Annotated in this window: 17 protein-coding genes; 8 read left to right on the top strand and 9 right to left on the bottom strand. The window is 70.7% G+C overall.

Features of this window, described 5'->3' with window-relative positions; genetic code table 11:
• Positions 1-132: 132 nt before the first annotated feature.
• Positions 133-2,349: an efflux RND transporter permease subunit gene (locus tag C6361_RS16215; protein ID WP_107268232.1), complete on the top strand. Its 2,217-nt coding sequence runs from the start codon at positions 133-135 to the stop codon at positions 2,347-2,349.
• Between the two features lie 235 nt (positions 2,350-2,584).
• Here the strand turns inward: C6361_RS16215 and C6361_RS16210 are convergent, their stop codons facing one another.
• Complete coding sequence (locus tag C6361_RS16210; protein ID WP_234359523.1) at positions 2,585-3,298, bottom strand: alpha/beta fold hydrolase; 714 nt, start codon at positions 3,296-3,298, stop codon at positions 2,585-2,587.
• A gap of 109 nt (positions 3,299-3,407) precedes the next feature.
• Positions 3,408-4,151 carry a metallophosphoesterase gene (locus C6361_RS16205; RefSeq protein WP_107270987.1) on the bottom strand — a complete coding sequence of 248 codons (744 nt, stop codon included), beginning with the start codon at positions 4,149-4,151 and terminating at the stop codon, positions 3,408-3,410.
• A gap of 274 nt (positions 4,152-4,425) precedes the next feature.
• On the opposite strand from C6361_RS16205, the gene C6361_RS16200 reads away from it, so the two are divergent.
• Positions 4,426-4,968: a GNAT family N-acetyltransferase gene (locus C6361_RS16200; RefSeq protein WP_107268231.1), complete on the top strand. Its 543-nt coding sequence runs from the start codon at positions 4,426-4,428 to the stop codon at positions 4,966-4,968.
• A gap of 83 nt (positions 4,969-5,051) precedes the next feature.
• On the opposite strand, the gene C6361_RS16195 is transcribed toward C6361_RS16200, so the two are convergent.
• Positions 5,052-5,327: a hypothetical protein gene (locus tag C6361_RS16195; RefSeq protein WP_107268230.1), complete on the bottom strand. Its 276-nt coding sequence runs from the start codon at positions 5,325-5,327 to the stop codon at positions 5,052-5,054.
• A 570-nt stretch (positions 5,328-5,897) separates the two neighbouring features.
• Here C6361_RS16195 and C6361_RS16190 point away from each other — a divergent pair.
• The 6 genes from C6361_RS16190 (at position 5,898) to ispG (ending at position 10,992) form a co-directional block, all read left to right on the top strand.
• Positions 5,898-6,710 (top strand): helix-turn-helix transcriptional regulator, encoded by an 813-nt coding sequence (locus tag C6361_RS16190; protein WP_234359522.1) that lies wholly within the window; start codon positions 5,898-5,900, stop codon positions 6,708-6,710.
• Positions 6,701-6,889: a DUF397 domain-containing protein gene (locus C6361_RS16185; RefSeq protein WP_107268228.1), complete on the top strand. Its 189-nt coding sequence runs from the start codon at positions 6,701-6,703 to the stop codon at positions 6,887-6,889. Before C6361_RS16190 ends, C6361_RS16185 begins: the two co-directional genes overlap by 10 nt.
• A gap of 63 nt (positions 6,890-6,952) precedes the next feature.
• Positions 6,953-7,285 carry a YcxB family protein gene (locus tag C6361_RS16180; protein ID WP_107268227.1) on the top strand — a complete coding sequence of 111 codons (333 nt, stop codon included), beginning with the start codon at positions 6,953-6,955 and terminating at the stop codon, positions 7,283-7,285.
• Between the two features lie 74 nt (positions 7,286-7,359).
• Positions 7,360-8,571 carry a 1-deoxy-D-xylulose-5-phosphate reductoisomerase gene (dxr, locus tag C6361_RS16175; protein ID WP_107268226.1) on the top strand — a complete coding sequence of 404 codons (1,212 nt, stop codon included), beginning with the start codon at positions 7,360-7,362 and terminating at the stop codon, positions 8,569-8,571.
• On the top strand, positions 8,571-9,812 hold the full coding sequence (locus tag C6361_RS16170; RefSeq protein WP_107258491.1) for an RIP metalloprotease: 1,242 nt from the start codon (positions 8,571-8,573) through the stop codon (positions 9,810-9,812). The genes dxr and C6361_RS16170 overlap by 1 nt, the downstream gene beginning before the upstream one ends.
• A 7-nt stretch (positions 9,813-9,819) precedes the next feature.
• Complete coding sequence (gene ispG / locus C6361_RS16165; protein ID WP_107258492.1) at positions 9,820-10,992, top strand: flavodoxin-dependent (E)-4-hydroxy-3-methylbut-2-enyl-diphosphate synthase; 1,173 nt, start codon at positions 9,820-9,822, stop codon at positions 10,990-10,992.
• Positions 10,993-11,078: 86 nt separating this feature from the next.
• Here ispG and C6361_RS16160 read toward each other — a convergent pair whose 3' ends face one another.
• The 6 genes from C6361_RS16160 to C6361_RS16135 all read right to left on the bottom strand — a co-directional run bounded on the left by C6361_RS16160 (position 11,079) and on the right by C6361_RS16135 (position 18,933).
• On the bottom strand, positions 11,079-11,666 hold the full coding sequence (locus C6361_RS16160; RefSeq protein ID WP_107258493.1) for a PadR family transcriptional regulator: 588 nt from the start codon (positions 11,664-11,666) through the stop codon (positions 11,079-11,081).
• A gap of 166 nt (positions 11,667-11,832) precedes the next feature.
• The gene (locus C6361_RS16155) at positions 11,833-13,920 is read right to left on the bottom strand and encodes a CotH kinase family protein (RefSeq protein WP_107268225.1); all 2,088 of its coding nucleotides are present in this window, start codon (positions 13,918-13,920) and stop codon (positions 11,833-11,835) included.
• A gap of 5 nt (positions 13,921-13,925) precedes the next feature.
• Positions 13,926-14,792, bottom strand: a complete 867-nt coding sequence (locus C6361_RS16150) for a polyphosphate polymerase domain-containing protein (protein ID WP_107258495.1) — start codon at positions 14,790-14,792, stop codon at positions 13,926-13,928.
• Positions 14,789-15,391: a DUF4956 domain-containing protein gene (locus C6361_RS16145; RefSeq protein WP_107258496.1), complete on the bottom strand. Its 603-nt coding sequence runs from the start codon at positions 15,389-15,391 to the stop codon at positions 14,789-14,791. The genes C6361_RS16150 and C6361_RS16145 overlap by 4 nt, the downstream gene beginning before the upstream one ends.
• 254 nt (positions 15,392-15,645) lie before the next feature.
• Positions 15,646-17,235: an arabinogalactan endo-1,4-beta-galactosidase gene (locus tag C6361_RS16140; RefSeq protein WP_107258497.1), complete on the bottom strand. Its 1,590-nt coding sequence runs from the start codon at positions 17,233-17,235 to the stop codon at positions 15,646-15,648.
• Positions 17,236-17,343: 108 nt separating this feature from the next.
• A complete protein-coding gene (locus C6361_RS16135) occupies positions 17,344-18,933 on the bottom strand; it encodes an arabinogalactan endo-1,4-beta-galactosidase (RefSeq protein WP_107270986.1) in 1,590 nt (529 codons plus the stop codon).
• Positions 18,934-19,138: the final 205 nt, after the last annotated feature.

Below are 19,138 nucleotides of genomic sequence, written 5' to 3'. Positions count from 1 at the left end.
CGGTGCGCGCTTGGCCGGTGCCGGTGTGAGGCCCACAGGCTGGGGAAGTACCGCCGTTGCGATAGTGAATGCTGTTCACCTGATCAGGGTGTCGGAAAGCCGGGACCCGGGCGGCCGACAGGAGAGCGGGCGATGTTCGCGTGGTGGGGTAGGGCGGTGGTCCGACTCCGGTGGGTCGTGCTCGCCGCCGGCCTGGTGCTGGTCGCGGTCGGGGCGACCTGGGGGACCGGGGTCTTCGGCTCGCTGACCGGCGGGGGCTTCGAGGATCCGGGCAGCGAGTCGGTCCGTACCCAGGAGCGGATCACCGCCGAACTCGGCAACCAGGGCGCGGACCTGCTCGTCCTCTACTCCAGCCCGACCAGCACCGTCGACCAGCCGGCGTTCCGGGACCCGGTAACCGGCACCCTCGACCGGCTCCGCCAGCATCCCGAGGTCGCGGCCGTGACGAGCTGGTACGAGACGCAGGCCCCGGCCCTGCTCTCCACGGACCGGCACGCCACCTACGCGGCGGTGCGGCTGCGGGCGACCGACCCGGACGAGCAGGCCGAGGCGTACCAGAAACTGCGGCCGGCCCTGGACGCGCCCGGGGTGACCACCGAGGCCGGCGGCACCGTGGCCTTCCTCGCCGAGGCGAACGAGCAGAGCAAGAAGGACATCACCCGGGCGGAGACGCTCTCCCTGCCGGTGCTGCTGGTACTGCTCATCCTGATCTTCCGTGGCCTGGCCGCCGCCGCGACGCCGCTGCTGGTCGGCGGTCTCGCCATCCTCGGCGCCTTTGTGGCCGTCCGGCTGCTCGGCATGGTCACCGACGTCTCCGTCTTCGCCATCAACATCATCACGCTGATCGGCCTCGGCATGGCCGTCGACTACGCGCTCTTCGTCGTCAGCCGGTTCCGGGAGGAACTCGCCGCCGGCCGTTCGAGCCCCGAGGCGATCCGGCGCACCATGAGTACCGCCGGCCGGACCGTGATGGTCTCCGGGCTCACCATCGCCACCGCCCTGGCCAGTCTGCTGATCTTCCCGCAGTCGTTCCTCCGCTCGATGGGGCTGGGTGGGATGGCCGCCGTCCTGGTCGCCATGCTCGCCGCGTTGACCGTACTGCCCGCGCTGCTCGCGGTACTCGGACCGCGGATCAACTCGCTGGCCGTACGCCTGCCGTGGCAGCGGCGGCGGGACGGAGCCGACCCGGTCGGCGCGGCGGGCGTCGGCGGCTCCGGCGCCTGGGCCCGGCTGGCCCGCAGCGTGATGCGTCGACCGGTGCTCTACCTGCTCGGCGTCCTCGCGGTCCTCGCGGTCCTCGCCGCCCCCTCGGTGCGGATGGAGGCCGGCGGCTTCGACGAGCGGGTACTGCCGGCCGACGCGGTGCCCCGGATGGTGGCCGAGCGGATCGAGTCGGACTTCCCGGGCGGCAGCGTCGGCCCGATCGAGGTACTCGTCTCCGGTGCCTCCGCCGCCGACACGCAGCGCTTCGCCGACGAGCTGACCCGGGTCTCCGGGGTGACCGGGGTGCAGGTAACCGCGAACCGGGGCGATTCCACGCTGCTGTCGCTGACCTATCCCGGCGAACCGACCGGTCCGGTGGCGGAGCGGGTGGTACGGCTGGTCCGGGACATGCCGGCACCGCCCGGCGCGGAGGTACTCGTCGGCGGCCGGCCCGCCTTCGACGTGGACCTGCTGGAGAGTCTCACCTCGCGGCTGCCGTTGATGGCCCTGATCATGGCGTCGGCAACCCTGGTACTGCTCTTCCTCGCCTTCGGGTCGGTGCTGCTGCCGATCAAGGCGGTGCTGATGAACCTGGTCTCGATCGGCGCGTCGTTCGGCGTGGTGGTCTGGATCTTCCAGGACGGGCACCTCGCCGACTGGCTCGACTTCACCCCGACCGGCTTCATCGAACCGAGCAATCCGATCCTGATGCTGGCGGTGCTCTTCGGGCTCGCCACCGACTACGAGGTCTTCCTGCTCTCCCGGGTACGCGAGGAGTGGGACGCCACCGGTGACAACACCGCCTCGGTGGCCACCGGACTCCAGCACACCGGTCGGATCATCACCGCCGCCGCGCTGCTGCTGATCGTCGTGGTCGCCGGCTTCGCCACCGGTGGCGTGGTCTTCGTCAAGCTGATCGGGATCGGGATGATCGTGGCGATCGTGGTCGACGCGACGCTGGTGCGGGCGCTGCTGGTACCGGCCACGATGCGGCTGCTGGGCCGGTGGAACTGGTGGGCGCCGGCTCCGCTGGCCCGGGTCTACCGCCGGTACGGCATCCGCGAGTCACGGCCGACCTCGCCGGCGGCTGTGCCGGATGAACTGGGTGCCACCGAGACGGCCCCGACTCGACCCACCACAGCCTGATTCGCTTGCCGGTGCGTAACGGCCGCGGCTGCCGATGCTGCCGGCTGGGGCTGCGCTCATGCCGAAGAGCGCGGGTGAGAGAGCGGCCGACCCACGGCCACGAGCTGTGCCGTGGCGGCACGGCTGAATGTGTGCCGTTGCCACCGATCGCGGTGAAGGTCGTTGCCTGCCGTAGCTCACGACCGAGGCGCACCGTCGACGACGTGGCGATGCGACGCCAGGCATGAGTGCGGATTCATTTGACCGGGCGGGCGGCGAGAAAGCCGTCGACGGCGGCAAGGAACTCTGCCGGACGCTCCTGATGTACGTAATGGCCAGCAGCGATGGTGACCAGGGTGGCGTCGGGCATCCGATCCGCCGTTGCCGCGAGCAGGCTCTGCGGGATGCTGCTGTGCGCCCCGCCAACTATCAGGGTGGGGACATTGACGACCGCGGTGCCGTCCCACCAGGCCGGGTCAGGGTCGTCGAGTTGCTTGCGTACCGCGTTGACCGCGGCGAAGTCGTAGGGGGTTGGCTCGTCCGGCGCAGCCAGCGGAGGACGCGCCAGATCCCCTGGGCGCGGTGGCGTCGCGTCCTCCAGGACGAGATGGGTGAGTCGGTGCGCGGCGGTCTGAGCCACGAGGGTCGCCACTACCGCTCCCATGGAGTGGCCGATCAGCACACAGCGTTCAATGCCGATGACGTCGAGGAAGCTGATCACGTCGTTGCACATCAACTCGAACGAATAGTGGCCAGGGCGCGCACTGCGGCCGTGACCCCGAAGGTCAAGCGCGTACACCCGGTGGTCCTCGGCGAGGTGGGGCAGTACATCCTGCCAGTCTCGCTCGTCGTCACCGAGGCCATGCAGCAGCACCATCGGCGGGCGAGCCGGGTCACCGGCAACCCGGTATGCCAGAAGGATTCCGTTGGCTTCGGCCGTATGGAGCGACCCGTTGTTCATTCCGGTCATGCGGCCACACTACGACCACTGCTGGTCGTGACCGTACGAGAGCCGGTGCGACCGATCCTGCGGCCGCGTGGCGCACCCTCCCTCGGGCGCCAATCTGACGGCGACGATGTCACGCGGCGACGCTGCGGAAGTGGCTTGTCAGTTGGCCGTCCTCCAGAACGTGGAACACCAGGCCAGGAACGTCATCGCGGTCGAAAGTGTTCGACCAGGTGAGCTCGTCGGTCGTGGTCCACGGCAGGCGGGTGGTGGAGAAGATGCCGGGTGCCGCGATCAATGGCAGGCCGGCGAACGTTCCCGTAGCGGCGGCGTGCGCGTGTCCGCACAGGACCGCGGTCGCTGTTGACGATGCGCTCACCACCGCGGCGAGTTCCTCGGGGTTGCGGAGCCGAATGCTGTCGAGGAGTGGATGGTTCAACCGGATCGGATGGTGGTGGAGACAGATGAAGACCGGCTCCTCGGCTTCGGCGAGGACGCCTTGCAGCCAATCGAGGGTCTCGGGCGCGAGCAGGCCCTCGTGCTGCCCGGGAATGGTGGAGTCACATAGCGCGAATGACATACCGCCCGCTCGGTGCAGCTGGTTGATTGGCGCCGTACCGTCGTCGTCGAGCAGAACCTTGCGATAGGCAGCCCGGTCGTCATGGTTGCCGGGTAGCAGCAGGACCGGGACGTCAGCCACGAGTTCGGTCTTGACCTGCTCATATTCTTTGACATCACCATTGTCTGTGAGATCACCGGTCACCAGGATCACGTCGACGTCACAACCGCGCAGGTAAGCCATAATCCGCCGAGAGCGAGCCAATGCGCGTTCACTGCCGTCGAAGTGGGTGTCGCTGATATGTGCGATGATCGACATGGAGCACATCATCGTCGCTGCCCGCACTCGGTAGCAAGGTGGGGACTTTCGACCGACGCCCCAACCACATCCCCGCCGCCTACATGGCCTCTGGAACGTAACGACCACGACGAGCAGGTCACCCTCGCCGCTGCCGCCTTCGATGGAGGCCACCCGGACACCTACATTCGGCAACAACGAGGGCTGACGCTGAGCCTGCGGTGGGGCCGGATACGGCTGCCCTGGGTCGCAAATGGCTGGCTGACCGGGTACCGGGTGACTAGCATCCGGCCGCGTGACGATCTACGAGACCGAGCGGCTGGTGGTCCGCGACTGGACGCTGGAGCCCGATGACCTGGCCCGGGTCTTCGACACGTACTCCCGGCCGGAGGTGGTGCGGTTCCTCGGCGCGCCCATCTTCCCGCTCCGCGAGCCGGCCGACGCCGCCGAGACGGTACGCCGGTGGCACGCCCGCAACGCCACCTTCGGCGCGGGGTACGGCATCTGGGCGGCGCAGCGCCGGGAGGACGGCCTGGTGGTCGGCACGGTGATGTTGAAGCCGTTGCCCGGACGCGACGAGACGAAGCTGACCGACGACATCGAGGTCGGCTGGCACCTGCACCCCGACTCGTGGGGGCACGGCTACGCCACCGAGGCGGCCCGGGGCGCGGTCGAGCGGGGCTTCGCCGCCGGGGTGCCGGAGATCTACGCCGTGGTGGCCCCCGGCAACGAGGCGTCGATGGCGGTCGCCCGGCGGATCGGCATGGCCTCGGTCGGCCGGCGCACCGACTGGTACGGCGGCGAGGAGTTGGAGACCTTTCGGCTCAGCCGCCAATGACCGGTTCGGTCCCATCGTGACCGGTCCCGGGTCGGGCCCCGGTCTGTGCGGTGCGGCCGGGGTCAGCCTCGGTGCGGCCGAGTTCAGCTTCGGTGCGGCCGGGCCCAGCCGAGGAACCGGGCGAACAGGGCTGCCGGGTCGGGGCCGGGGTGTGGGTTGAGCCGGTACAGGTCGGCGGTGGCGGCAAAGAGCGCCGCACCGAGGTACACGTGCAGTCCGACCAGGTCGTCGCGGTAGTCGGCCAGCAACGTCAGCCGTGCCACCGCGCACGGCCATGGCTGGCCGCAGGTCCGGCATATCCACAATGGACGCAACGGCAGGTGCGGCCGGGCGGACGGCGGACGCGTCGCCGGGTTCACGTCTGAAACTGCTCTGGCCAGGCGGACGGCGGGCCGACTCCGGGTCGGTGGCGTTCGGAGCCGTTGGCCACGCTCCGGAGCCGATCGGACCTCCAGATCGGTCCCCGGTTCGTCGGACGCTCGGGGGGACGCGGGGGCGGCAGGTTCGCGCCGATCCGAGGCCCCGACGGGTACGTCCGAGGCCCCGACGGGTACGGCGGGACCAGCGGCGGCGGGTTGAACCGGTCCGGGCACGGCCACCGGTCACCACAACGGCAGTGCCGCCACCAGAGGCGCCGCCAGTTGCGCCGGTGCACCGGGGCGTACCGGATGGGCTGGGGTTGGCGTCGGAACGGTGACCACATCGGACCGCGACCTCCTCGGGCTGGGAACCCGGGGACCGGCTCGGGCAAGGACGAGTTGCGAGCCGGTCCCCGGGGCGGGGCGCCCACCGGGTCGGGGGTCCCGGTCTGCCGTCGGGCGCGTTTCCCGGGTTCCAGTCTGGTGATCGGATGACTACTCTCGGAAGTGTCGAGCCGAGCACCCGGCCCGTTGTCCGGGATGCACAATCCGCAGGTAAGGAGCCTGTCCGTGGCCGAAGCTGGCACACCCACGACACTCGGTCTGTTCGCCGGAGAGTTACGCCGATTTCGCGGCGTGGCCGGGCTCTCCCAGGACGGCCTGGCACACCGGATCAATTTCTCCTCCGCGCTGGTGGCGAAGATCGAGCTGTGTCAGCGCCGCCCGACGCGGGAGTTCGCCAAGCGCTGCGACGGCGTGCTCGACACCGGTGGCCTGCTGGAACGCATCCAGGCCGTGCTCGGCCCGGGGCCGGTGATGCCGTGGTTCCGGCACTGGGTAATCGCCGAACAGGAGGCCACCGACATCCGCTGCTTCCAACTGTCGGTGATTCCGGGGTTGTTGCAGACCGAGGCGTACGCCCGGGCGCTGCTGGCCAGCGGCGGTCTGCTCACCGCCGAGCAGGTGGAGGAGCAGGTGGCGACGCGGCTGGCCCGGCAGGAGATCCTGAGCCGGCCCGACCCGCCGATGTTCACCGCCGTGCTGGACGAACGGGTCCTGCACCAGCCGGTCGGCGGCGCCGAGGTGATGCGCGACCAGCTCCGGCACATCGTCAAGCTCTGCGCCGAGCAGCCCCGGGTCCGGATCCAGGTCGTCCCGACCAGCGTCGGCGCGTACGCTGGCCTGAACGGCCCCTTCGTGATCGTGACCCATCCCGGCGGCGACGACGTCGCCTACCTCGACGACCAGCTCGACGGGCGGTTCGTCGAGCGAGCCGGGGACGTCAAGACCGTCCAGCAGCTCTGGGACTCGGTCCGGGCCGAGGCACTGTCCCATCAGCAGTCGATCGAGATGATCCGGGAAGTGGCGGAGTCATGGAACTGAACGGTGCTCTCTGGCGCAAGAGCAGCCGCAGCAACGGCCACGGCGGCGAGTGCGTGGAGGTGGCGGGAAACCTGCCGGGCGTGGTCGGGGTGCGGGACAGCAAGGACCCGGCCGGCCCGGTGTTGACCTTCGCGCCGCCGGCCTGGCGCTCCTTTGTGCGTACCCTCAGGGCTCGCTGACCGCCTTCGGCGTCCCTGTCCGGCCGGGGGCTGGGAATCTGCTGGCTGATCAAGCCGTTCGTCATGGCCCGCCAGGTGGTGGCCCGGTTGCCCGTGGCCTGGTACGCGGATCGGACCTTCCGGTTGACCGACGACGAGTTGGCCTGGCACTCGGCGCAGGCGCGGACGGCGCTGAGCTGGGACCTGGTCGCGCGGGCCCGGAGCTGTCCCTTCGGCTTCGTGCTCTGGCAGGCCGGTGGCCTGACGTGTTGGGACATTCCACGGGCTGGCCTGACCGACGGGCAGGCCGACGAGCTGACCCGCTTCCTGATCGACCGGGGGCTGCTCCCGGGTGAGACGGGCGGCGGGCCGACGCCGGCCCTCGCTGTCGACGGTCGTCGGGCCGACGGGGCGTGACACCGGGAGGACCTGACACCGGGAAAGCCAAGGCTCCCAGCGGACGTCCAGGACCGGTCAGGGAGAATGGCCGGGTGAGTTCTCCCCGCGAGATCGTCCTGCTCGGTTCGACCGGCTCGATCGGTACCCAGGCGATCGACATCGTCCGGCGCAACCCCGACCGGTTCCGGGTGGTCGCGCTCGGCGCCGGCGGCGGCAACGTGGCCCAGCTCGCCGCCCAGGCCCTGGAACTCCGGGTGGAGGCGGTCGGCGTCGCCAAGGCATCCGCCGCGCAGGACCTGCAACTCGCCTTCTACGCCGAGGCCGCCAAGCGCGGCTGGGCCAGCGGCGACTTCAAGCTTCCCAAGATCGTTGCCGGTCCGGCCGCGATGACCGAGTTGGCCGAGTGGCCCTGCGACATCGTGCTCAACGGTGTCGTCGGTTCCCTCGGGCTGGCGCCGACGCTGGCCGCGCTGCGCGCCGGGCGTACCCTCGCGCTGGCCAACAAGGAGTCGCTGGTGGCCGGAGGTCCGGTGGTCCGGGCCGCCCTCCAGCGAGCGGACCAGATCGTGCCGGTCGACTCCGAGCACTCGGCGCTGGCCCAGTGCCTGCGCGGCGGCAGCCGGGCCGAGGTGCGCCGGCTGATCCTCACCGCCAGCGGCGGGCCGTTCCGGGGACAGCGGCGGGAGGAACTGACCGCCGTCACCCCCGAGCAGGCGCTCGCGCACCCGACCTGGAACATGGGGCCGGTGGTCACGATCAACTGCGCCAACCTGGTGAACAAGGCGCTGGAGGTGATCGAGACCCACGAGCTGTTCGGCGTGCCGTACGACCAGATCGACGTGGTGGTGCACCCGCAGTCGATGATCCACTCGATGGTCGAGTTCGTCGACGGCTCGACGCTGGCCCAGGCCAGCCCGCCCGACATGCGGCTGCCGATCGCGCTCGCCCTCGGCTGGCCGGACCGGGTCGGCGGGGCCACTCCGGCAGTCGACTGGACGGCGGCCCAGAGCTGGCGCTTCGAGCCGCTGGACGAGTCGGCGTTCCCGGCCGTACGCCTGGCGAAGCAGGCCGGTGCGGCCGGCCGCTGCCGCCCGGCGATCTACAACGCGGCGAACGAGGAGTGCGTCGCCGCCTTCCTCGCCGGCCGGTTGCCGTTCCTCGGCATCGTCGACACGCTGGAGCGGGTGTTGGAGGCGGCCCCGGATTTTGCCGAACCGGGTAACGTCGAGGAGGTGCTCGCCGCCGAGTCCTGGGCGCGGGCGCACGCCCAGGAGATCATCGCGGAAGCGGTGGAAGGAGCCTGATGCTGTATCTGCTCGGGGTGGTGGCGTTCGCCCTGGGGATCCTGATCTCGGTGAGCCTGCACGAGGCCGGGCACATGCTCGTGGCCAAGCGGTTCGGGATGAAGGTCACCCGCTACTTCGTCGGCTTCGGCCCCACCGTCTGGTCGTTCCGGCGAGGTGAGACCGAATACGGCATCAAGGCGATCCCGCTGGGTGGCTTCTGCAAGATCGTCGGCATGACGCCGCAGGACGACGACGTCGACCCGGCGGACGAGCCCCGGGTGATGTGGCGGTACCCGCTCTGGAAGCGGACCGCGGTGATGGCCGCCGGCTCGGTGGCGCACTTCACCCTCGCCATCGTCACCCTCTGGTTCGCCGCCATCTTCATGGGGCTGCCCAACCCCGACTATCCGACCACCACCGCCGAGATCCGCAACGAGCCGGCCCGGATCGAGATCGCGCCCTGCGTGGTCAAGGAGAACGCGGCCCGGGCCTGCCAGGCCGGCGACCCGGCGAGCCCGGCGGGCCAGGCCAGCCTGCGCGACGGTGACGTGATCACCGGCATCGGCACCATCCCGGTGGCCAACTGGGGTCAGATGCTGGACGCGGTGCGGGCGACCAAGCCCGGCCCGGTGGAGGTGACCTACCTGCGGGACGGCGCGACCCAGAAGGCCCAGGTCAACCTGGCCGAGGTGCAGCGCCCGCCGCAGGACCAGGCGGACGGGCCGGCCGGTCCGGTTTCGGCTCTCGGCGTCGGGCTCGGTACCCCGCCGACGATCACCTACAGCCCGATCGGTGCCTTCGGCGCCACCGCCGACTTCACCGGCGAGATGGCGGTCAACACCGTCAAGGCGCTGCAACGGATCCCGCAGAAGGTTCCGGCCCTCTGGGCGTCGATCACCGGCGAGGAGCGGGACATCGACACCCCGATCAGCGTGGTCGGGGCGAGCCGGCTCGGCGGCGAGGCGGTCCAGCACGGCCTCTGGGAGGTCTTCGTCCTCCTCTTCATCTCGCTGAACTTCTTCATCGGCGTCTTCAACCTGCTCCCGCTGCTGCCGATGGACGGTGGACACATCGCCATCGCCTGGTTCGAACGGGCCCGGTCCTGGCTCTTCGCCCGACTCGGCAAGCCCGACCCCGGGCGGGTCGACTACTTCAAGCTGATGCCCGTAACGTACGCTTTGATCCTGATCGGCGGCGCGTTCACGCTGCTCACCATCACCGCCGACGTGGTCAATCCGATAACCCTGATCCAGAGGTGAAGACAGAGTGACCGCCGTCAGCCTCGGCATGCCCGCCGTACCGCCGCCACCGCTGGCGACCCGGCGGGCCAGCCGGCAGATCAAGGTCGGTTCCGTGCTGGTCGGCGGCGGCGCCCCGGTCTCCGTGCAGTCGATGACCACCACCCTGACCGCCGACGTCAACTCGACGCTCCAGCAGATCGCCGAGCTGACCGCCTCCGGCTGCCAGATCGTCCGGGTGGCGGTGCCGTCCCAGGACGACGTGGAGGCGCTGCCGGCGATTGCGAAGAAGTCGCAGATCCCGGTGATCGCCGACATCCACTTCCAGCCGAAGTACGTCTTCGCGGCGATCGACGCCGGCTGCGCGGCGGTCCGGGTGAACCCGGGCAACATCCGGCAGTTCGACGACAAGGTCAAGGAGATCGCTGCGGCGGCCTCGGCGGCCGGGATACCGATCCGGATCGGGGTGAACGCCGGCTCGCTGGACAAGCGCCTGCTGGCGAAGTACGGCAAGGCCACCGCCGAGGCGCTGGTCGAGTCGGCGCTCTGGGAGTGCTCGCTCTTCGAGGAGCACGGCTTCCGGGACATCAAGATCTCGGTCAAGCACAACGACCCGGTGGTGATGATCCGGGCGTACCGGCAGTTGGCCGAGCAGTGCGACTATCCGCTGCACCTCGGGGTGACCGAGGCGGGCCCGGCGTTCCAGGGCACCGTCAAGTCGGCGGTCGCCTTCGGGGCGCTGCTCGCGGAGGGGATCGGCGACACCATCCGGGTCTCGCTCTCCGCGCCACCGGTCGAGGAGATCAAGGTCGGCGCCGCCATCCTGGAGTCGCTCGGGCTGCGCGAGCGCGGCCTGGAGATCGTCTCCTGTCCGTCCTGCGGCCGGGCCCAGGTCGACGTCTACAAGCTGGCCGAGGAGGTCACCGCCGGCCTGGAGGGGCTGCCGGTGCCGTTGCGGGTGGCGGTGATGGGCTGCGTGGTCAACGGTCCCGGCGAGGCGCGGGAAGCGGATCTCGGGGTGGCCTCCGGCAACGGCAAGGGGCAGATCTTCGTCAAGGGCCAGGTCATCAAGACTGTGCCCGAGGGGCAGATCGTGGAGACCCTGATCGAGGAGGCCGTCCGGCTCGCCGACGAGATGGGTGCCGAACTGCCCGAGGAGCTGCGCGACCTGGTCGCCAAGCCCATCGTGACGGTGCACTGACCGTCGCCAGGCCGATCGTGACGGTGCGCTGAGCGTTGCGCTCGGCCGGGCGCGGCGCGGAACCGCCGGCCCGGCCGAGCTTCGGCTCACTCCGCCGACTCGGAATCCGACTCGGCGAGGATGGCGTAGAGCTTGCGCCGGGTCTCGTCGAGCACCTGGGCGGCCCGTTCCCGCTGGTCGTCGGTGCCGGTCATCATCACCTGACGCAGCGCGTTCATCGCCTGGAAGCCGGCTTCCCGGATGTCGTGCCAACTGTTGATGGTGTCCTGGGCGAACTCGGCCCACGGCGGCTGCGCGGCCGCCTGAGTGGCCTCCGCCTGCCCGGCCTCGGTGAGCCCGAAGCGGCGTCGGCCGCCGCTCGACTCGGTGCTGGCCGCGATCAGGCCCTCGTCCTCCAGGAGTTGCAGGGTCGGATAGATGGACCCCGGGCTCGGCCGCCAGGCGCCGCCGGTACGCGAGTCCAGCTCCTGGATCATCTCGTAGCCGTGCATCGGGCGCTCGGTCAGCAGGGCGAGTACGGCGGCGCGGACGTTCGGTCGCCGTCCCCGGCCGCCGCCGCGTCCCCGGCCGCCACCCCGGCCGTGGCCGCCTCCGTGGCCGTAGCCGCCGGGCGGGAAGCCGAAGCCGCGCATCCGGGCCTCGTGCATCGCGTGGAACCCTCGGTGAAAACCCACGTGGGCCTCCTTCAGACTGTCGTTGATAGCTCAACGATATATCGGGAAACTATCGACGACAACACGTCCGTAGCCACGGATGATTCCTCGGGGTGACCCGGAACACACTGCCGGCGCCGGCCAGGAGGCCGACGCCGGCAGGAGTACCGCTACCCGCGGCGGGTGGTCAGGACGCCGTACAGGTGGGTGTGGGCAGGCTGTTCGTGCCGTTCCAGGTGCCGAGGAACCCGAAGGTGGTGCTCGCCCCGGCGCCGAGCGCCCCGTTGTGCGCGGCATTGGTCGCGGTCACCGTCGCACCGCTGCTGGTCACGGTCGCCTCCCAGGACTGGCTGACCGTCTGCCCGTTGGCGTACGTCCAGTTGACCCGCCAGCCGGTGATCGCGGCCGAACCGGCGGTGACCCGTACGCTGGCCTGGAAGCCGCCGGTCCACTGACCGGTGACGCTGTAGGCGGCCGTACACGTCGGGCCGGTGGCCGGCGGGGTGCTGGCCGGCGGGGTCGGCGGCCTGGTGGTCGGCGGAGTGGTCGGGTTGGTCCCGCCGGAGCCCCAGCCGCCGGTGGTGTCCAGCCACGCCGCCCGCTGGAACATCCAGTCCCGCATGAACTGCACCTGTCCCTGCCAGGTCGGCGAGGTCGGCGTGATGAACGGGCCGACCATCCGGGTGCTGAGGTTCGGCCAGCGCTGGAAGTTCCGCTGCGCGGCGGCGGTCAGCGGGGCGGTCAACCGGTCGATCCGGGCCTGGAGCTGGGCGTTGGAGAGTACCCCCTGGCGGAGCTGCTGCCAGCGGACCTTGACCCGGTTGACGAAGGCCGGATCCTGGAGCAGCCGCTGGAACCAGTCGTTCGCGCTCGGGGTACGGGTCTGCTGGTGCTGCCAGCCGGCGATCTGGTCGTTCTGGAAGAAGCCGCCCACCCCGAAGGTCAGGTCGAAGTCCCAGAGCGGACCGGCGACGATCTTGCTGTCCCGGTCCTTGTGGAAGTACGCGCTGCGCAGGTAGGCGTCCATGCCCCGACCGAACTCGTTGATGATGAGCTGGTCGACGAAGGAGTCGACGTCGATGAAGGACGAATATCCCGTCACCGGATCGGCGAATCCGGGACTGCGCAACAGGTCGTGGAACTGTTGGATGTGCTGCCGCAGCCACTCCGCCTGCGCGGGTTGCAGCGGGTCCGGGTCGACCACCTCCAGGTAGTGCCAGCAGGTCGCGTCCGCGCCCTGGCAGGGCAGGGTCGGCTCCTCCGCCGCCATCCACTCGAACTTGAAGATGTATCCGCCGGTCAGCTTCGGCAGCGTGACGTCGTCCTCGTCGAGCTGCTTCAGGTCGAGCCGGTTCTTCGAGTTCTTGATGGTCTCGACGATCAGGTAGACCCCGAGGTAGTCGTTCGCGGCGACCGGGTTCGCGTCGGTGTTCACGTACACCTCGGCGAAGGCGTAGCGCGGGGCGTACAGGCCCATGTCCTGGCCCAGGCCGTGCATGAAGGCGTCCCGGATCAGCGCCTTGTCGCTGTACGGGCCGCGCAGTACCCAGTCGGAGTCGGCCGGCATGCCCAGCAGCGGCAGGTCGACGTCGTCGTCGGCGTTGTCCCGCAGCTCCAGCCGGTACGGCGTCTTCGGGAACATCGCGCTGGACTGCCCGCGCAGGTGGAAGCCGCCCCGGCTGACCAGGCTGGGCGCGGCGGAGAGCGAGGTCGTCCCGTTCACCGGGGAGAACTGCATGACGGCGGTGTCGATGTAGTCCCGCCCCGGTGCGCCCCGCCCGTACGCGTCGAGCAGCAGTACCGGCAGGTCGTGCGCGGTGTTCACCGCGCGGGCGACGTACATCGCGGTGCCGGGCTCGCCGGTCGGGGCGCCGCTCAGGTACGCCTGGGCCCGCACCTGCGTGGTACGGGTGAACCGCAGCGGAGTGCCGGAGTAGACCGGCGAACTGGCGCTCGGCGGCTGGCCGTCGGTGGTGTACCGCACCTCCGCCCCGCTCACCGTGCTGCCCAGCGCGACCGAGACCTCGCCCTGGAAGGTGCCGCTCGGCACCGAGAACGTGATGTCGCCGGTCGGGTCCGCCTGGGCCTCCGCCGCCGCGTCGGTGCTGCCGCCCGCCGCCCCGGCGGCGGCCTCGCCGCCGGTCTGGGCCGCCGTCTCCTGGGCGACCGACGCCGGACGGTCGGAGCCGTCGCCCCATCCCGGAGCGGGCCCCGCCGCCGGGCCGATCGCCGCGGCGACCAGGACGCCCGCCAGGTAGTAGCCGAGTGTGCGCATCTTCCCTACTCCGTTCCAGAGCTGTTCGCGGGACGGACCGCACTCGCCACGAGGCTGAGGCCGGACCGGTCGACGTCGAGGTGGGACCGGTGGCCGTCGGTGGCCCCGATGAAGGTGAAGTGCCGGCGCAGGGTGCGGCGCCAGGGTGCGGACGGCAGGTCCGGTCGGAGCGCGGCCAGCCCGGTGGCGTACTTGGAGATCCGTGTCGGCCGGTGGCCCCGGGCCCAGAGCAGGCGGTCCACCCAGGACGCGGTCGACCCGGTCTTGGTCTCGACCACGGCCAGTCCCGGCAACTGGAGCGGCCCGTCGTCCCCCTCCCAGGTCAGCTCGGTGTCGATGGTCACCCGGCTCACCGTCGCGGCCAGGAAGAGGGTGCTGCGCCGGTACCTGGTGACGAGGACGGGGGCGAAGACCCGGTCGCCGATCTCGATCGACTCCCGCGCGAGTACGCCGTCGACGAACTGCCGTCCGGGGGAGAGGCTGGTCTCGTCGTCCGCCCGGTACGGCAGCCGGTCCTTCACGGTGTTGCCCCGGGGACCCTGCGTCTTCACCTCCAGCCAGCATTCCGCCGAGTCGAGATAGGTCCGGGTGCGCACCTTGAACCGGCGCCGCCGGCGCTGGGCGGTGAGCAGATAGCTGGTCAGTTCCGGGGTGTCGAAGTAGACCGACCGGTACTCGAAGGAGCGGCGTCCGTCGATCTCCAGGGCCAGGGTGTCCGGACCGACCTGTGCGACGACCGCCCGCGCCTCGTGCAGCGGCAGCACGTACTTGCGGTCCACCCGGGTCTGCAACGCGGCGCGTTCGGTGAGTTCGTCCAGCCCGATCGGGTCCAGGTGCCCCGGCAGGGCGCAGTCAACGGCGGTGCTGGTCATCGGGGCACCCCACCGGTGGAGACCGTGACGTTGCGGACAGCCCGCTGCACCGACGGGTGCGAGTAGCGCACGTCGACCAGGGTGGTGTCGTTGACCAGGTCGAGGCGCTGGACGCTGGCCGAGTGCACCCGGGCGCCGAGCTTCTGTTCGAGGTAGGCGACGAGTGCGACGTGGTCGGTGATGGCCGAGTCGAGGAACATGCTCTGCCGCTGGTAGCTGCGGAACAGCCGGGGGTGGTCGCCGACGAACATGACCACCAGGATCAGGGCCATCATGGTCGGTACCTGCCAGGCCGGGCCGCCGCCGAGGGCGGAGAGGATGCCGAGGGCCAGCGCCGAGAAGTAGTACGCCACCTCGTGCTGGTCGAGTTCGGTGGAGCGGAGCCGGATGATGGAGAGCACCCCGAAGAGCGCCAGACCGAGACCCAGGCCGGTGCCGGCGCTGCTGGTGCCGAGCGAACTCGCCACCGCCATCACCCCGATGTTGACGCCGAGGTACGCGGCGACGAGGTCTCGACGCCGGTGGCGTGGAAAGTAGAGCCCGAACACGAGCAGGGTCACTGCGACGATGTCCGCCGCAAAGAGGGCGAGTTGGGGCATGGGTCCTGTCCTCCTGGTTACATCCGGTGGCCGGTGGGTAAACGGACGCCGTCTACCAGATTACATTGAAGGACATCGATCCTGAGCCGCGGCTGTCGCTAACAGCTTGTAACAGGTTTTATTTACGTCTGCCAATCTTATGTGCGTGCTGTCGCCCAGCCGGCGACGGCCCCGGCCCGCAGGGTCCGGGCCGAGGCCGCCGCGGCAGTGGCACACCGGCCGGCGTACCACGCCGGACGGGTCGGGCCCCGCGTTTACACCGAGCCGAAGACCGCCAGGCCCGGCAGCGCCCGGTCGCCGTAGTCGAAGAGCGCCTGGTTCTCCCAGCCGTTGCCCGAGGAGGGGTTGGTCGGGTCCCAGCCGTTGCCGGGCACCGCCGTCCAGGTGGGCTCCCAGTAGAAGACGCCGAGGCCCCGACCGTTCGGCACCGACCGGACGACGTTGAAGACCGCCCGCAGCGCGTCGGCCTGACCCTGCGGGGTGGCCGGGTAGCCGCCGGCCGACTGCAACGAGGAGTTGAAGATGTTCGGCTCGCTGTCGTCGGCGTTCAGGGTGAAGCCGTACGCGGTCTCGGCGACCACCACCGGCCGGCCGTACCGGGCGGCGAGGTCGTTCAGGTTCGCCTGGAGGCTGCCCAGCGAGCCGTGCCAGTAGAGGTAGTGCGACACCCCGATCACGTCGAACGGCACGCCTCGGGAGGTGGCCTGGTCGAACCACCACCGGTGCTGCGAGTTGTTGCCGCCCTCGGCCAGGTGCAGCATCACCTGGGTCGAGCTGTTCACCGCCTTCACCGCGTTGCTGCCGGCGGTGAGCAGGGCGGCCAGGTTCGCCCAGTTGTTGCTCCGCCCGTCCGGCCAGAGCATGCCGTCGTTGATCTCGTTGCCGACCTGCACCATGTCGGCCGTCGTACCCTGCGCCTTCAGCGCGTTGAGCACGTCGTACGTGTGGTTGTAGACCGCGTCCCGGAGCTGGTTGAAGTTGTAGCCGCTCCAGGCGGCGGGCTTGTTCTGCTTGCCCGGGTCGGCCCAGCTGTCCGAGTAGTGGAAGTCGACCAGCAGCCGCATCCCCTGTGCCTTGATCCGACTGGCCATGGTCAGCACCCGGGCCCGGTTGTTGTATCCGTCGGCCGGGTTGACCCAGACCTTCAGCCGGGCGTAGTTGACCCCGTTCGCGGTGAGCAGTTGCAACGGGTCCCGCTGGGTGCCGGCCGCGTCCCGGTAGACGCCGCCCCGGTCCTGGCTCTTGAGCAGGGTGGAGATGTCGACACCGCGGATCGGGACGGCCGCACCCGGGTTGGTGCCACCGCCGCCGGTGAACTCGACGTCGTCGACGTTGATCCAGTTGCCGGCCTGGGCGTCGGAGACCACCGCGACCGTGCACTGCCCGCCGGTCACCTGGGCGGTCACCGACACCTGGGTCCAGCTCGACGCGGTCGGGATGGCGGCCCGCTGCTCGGCGCCACCGCAGCCGCGCAGCGCCAGGTACGCGGCGACCTGGCCGCCGCCGGAGCGGACCCAGGCCCGCAACGTGTACGCCCCGGCGGCCAACCCGGTGAGCTGCTGGTGGGTCTCCACCCGGTAGGCGCCGGAGGCCCAGTGCGACAGGCGGTAGTTGCCGGATCGCCCGCCGGCCTCGGTGAAGCTGGCACTCTGCTGTCCGGAGCTGGACGACTCGGACCAGCCCGTCGGGCTCTGGCCGGCGCCGGAGGACTCGAAGCCCGGGTTGGTGACGGTGGCGGCGGCGCGGACCGCACTCGGGGCGGGGCCGGCGACCAGGCCGGCGGCGAGCAGTACGGCGCCGAGAGCGGCGGCGGCCGTACGGAGCGGATGGGACGGACCGCTCATGGGGGTTCCTTCCGTCGAGGGGGATGGGTGGCCGGCGTACCCGCGCTGGTACGCCGGCCAGCCAGGCGGGCCGCCGTCACCTCCTCCGGGACGCCGGCCTACCTGGAGCTATCGGGCGGCGTCGCCGAGTACCCGCAGTCCGGGCAGGGCCCGTCCGGAGTAGTCGAAGAGCGCCTGGTTCTCCCAGCCGTCCCCGGAGGTCGGGTCGGCCGGATCCCAACCGGCTCCGTCGACCGCGGTCCAGGTCGGTTCCCAGTAGAAGATCCCGAGCGCACCGGGTACGGCGGAGACGGTGGTGACCATGTCGCGGATCGCCTCGGCCTGACCCGCCGGGGTGGCCGGATAGCCGGCGACCTGTTGCAGCGAGGCGTTGAAGATGTTGGCCTCGTGGTCCTGTTCGGCCAGCGTGAAGCCGTACCCGGTCTCCACCACCATCACCGGCTTGCCGTACCGGGCGGTCAGGTCGAGGAGGTTGGCCTGGAGCGAGCCGAGCGGGCCGTGCCAGTACGTGTAGTGCGAGACGGCGATCAGGTCGAACGGCACGCCCCGGCTGACCGCGTTGTCGAACCACCACCGGTGGCCGTCGTTGTCGCCGCCCTCGGCCAGGTGCAGCGCGACCCTGCTGCGCGGCGAGGCGTCGGTGACCGCGGTACTGGCGGCGGTGAGCAGCGCGGCCAGCCCGTCCCAGTTGTCCCAGCGCCCGTCCGGCCAGAGCATCCCGCCGTTGATCTCGTTGCCGATCTGCACCATGTCGGCCGGGGTGCCCTGCCGGCGCAGGCTCGACACCACGTCGTAGGTGTGGTCGTAGAGCGCCTGCCGGAGCTGGTCGAAGGGGAGGTCGGCCCAGGCGGCCGGCTTGAACTGCTTGCCCGGGTCGGCCCAGGTGTCGGAGTAGTGGAAGTCGATCAGCAGGCCCATGCCGAGCGCCTTCGCCCGGCGCGCCTTGGCCAGTACGTCCGCCTTGTCGCTGAAGCCGTCGGCCGGGTTCACCCAGACCTTCACCCGGGCGTAGTTGACGCCGTTGTCGGCGAGGATCCGCAGCGCGTCGCCGGGCCGTCCGACGCGGTCGCGGTAGACCGCGCCGTGGTGCTCGTTCTTGGTCAGGTGCGAGACGTCGGCCCCGGCGATCCGCAGTGCGGGGGCGCCGGCCGGTCGGGTGGCCGGGCGGAGCGTGAGGTCGTCGAAGTGTGCCCAGTCCCCGGCGTTGCCGTCCGAGACCAGCTCGACCGTGCAGTGCCCGGAGCGGACCCTCGTGGTCAGCGCCACCTCGACCCACCACTGTGCGCCGGTGCGCGGCAGTTCGACCCGGCGGGTCGGCCCGCCGCAGCCGCTGAGCGCCACGTACGCGTCGCGCTGGCCGCCGCTGGCGCGTACCGCCACCCGCAGGGTGTGGTCGCCGGGGCGCAGCCCGGTGAGCCGCTGGACGGTCGCCACCCGGTACGAGTGGTCGGCCGAGTGGGTGAGCCGGTTCCCGCCGGACCGGCCGCCCGGCTCGACGTAGCTGGCGGACCGCTGACCGCGCTCGGACCAGCCGGCGGGTGAGCCGTCCGGACCGGCGGTCTCGAAACCGGGGTTCCGCACGGTGCCGGTCGGCGCCGGAACCCCGCCGCCGGTCCCGGCGACCGCCGGGGTCGGCTGGGCCACGACGACGGCGGCGACCAGCGCGACGGCCCCGAACCCGAGTCTTCTCTGCTGCATCGACAAACGCTCCTCGGTGGACTCGACCAGGGTGCCCAGGCGGCTCCGCCAGGGCACCAATCTCGCCCACCGGCGCCACGGTTGGGAGCGCTCACAACTCGAAGAGGACCGGTGCTAGCTGCGGTAACGCTCAACTTAGGCGTCTGGTGAGCGATTGTTGCTGTGAGCGCTCACAGAACCATCCGCGTCGAACGATGTCAAGAGG

The sequence above is a fragment of the Plantactinospora sp. BC1 genome (genome assembly GCF_003030345.1).
Classification (GTDB): domain Bacteria; phylum Actinomycetota; class Actinomycetes; order Mycobacteriales; family Micromonosporaceae; genus Plantactinospora.
Note: the sequence above shows the minus strand (reverse complement) of the source record. Positions and strands in the feature narration are given on the sequence as shown.

What these genes read in the sequence shown, in the direction of transcription:
- C6361_RS16215 (WP_107268232.1), top strand. Translation starts at nt 133, where the DNA reads ATGTTCGCGTGGTGGGGTAGGGCGGTGGTCCGACTCCGGTGGGTCGTG.
- C6361_RS16210 (WP_234359523.1), bottom strand. Translation starts at nt 3,298, where the DNA reads ATGACCGGAATGAACAACGGGTCGCTCCATACGGCCGAAGCCAACGGA.
- C6361_RS16205 (WP_107270987.1), bottom strand. Translation starts at nt 4,151, where the DNA reads ATGTCGATCATCGCACATATCAGCGACACCCACTTCGACGGCAGTGAA.
- C6361_RS16185 (WP_107268228.1), top strand. Translation starts at nt 6,701, where the DNA reads ATGGAACTGAACGGTGCTCTCTGGCGCAAGAGCAGCCGCAGCAACGGC.
- C6361_RS16180 (WP_107268227.1), top strand. Translation starts at nt 6,953, where the DNA reads ATGGCCCGCCAGGTGGTGGCCCGGTTGCCCGTGGCCTGGTACGCGGAT.
- C6361_RS16170 (WP_107258491.1), top strand. Translation starts at nt 8,571, where the DNA reads ATGCTGTATCTGCTCGGGGTGGTGGCGTTCGCCCTGGGGATCCTGATC.
- C6361_RS16155 (WP_107268225.1), bottom strand. Translation starts at nt 13,920, where the DNA reads ATGCGCACACTCGGCTACTACCTGGCGGGCGTCCTGGTCGCCGCGGCG.
- C6361_RS16150 (WP_107258495.1), bottom strand. Translation starts at nt 14,792, where the DNA reads ATGACCAGCACCGCCGTTGACTGCGCCCTGCCGGGGCACCTGGACCCG.
- C6361_RS16145 (WP_107258496.1), bottom strand. Translation starts at nt 15,391, where the DNA reads ATGCCCCAACTCGCCCTCTTTGCGGCGGACATCGTCGCAGTGACCCTG.
- C6361_RS16140 (WP_107258497.1), bottom strand. Translation starts at nt 17,235, where the DNA reads ATGAGCGGTCCGTCCCATCCGCTCCGTACGGCCGCCGCCGCTCTCGGC.
- C6361_RS16135 (WP_107270986.1), bottom strand. Translation starts at nt 18,933, where the DNA reads ATGCAGCAGAGAAGACTCGGGTTCGGGGCCGTCGCGCTGGTCGCCGCC.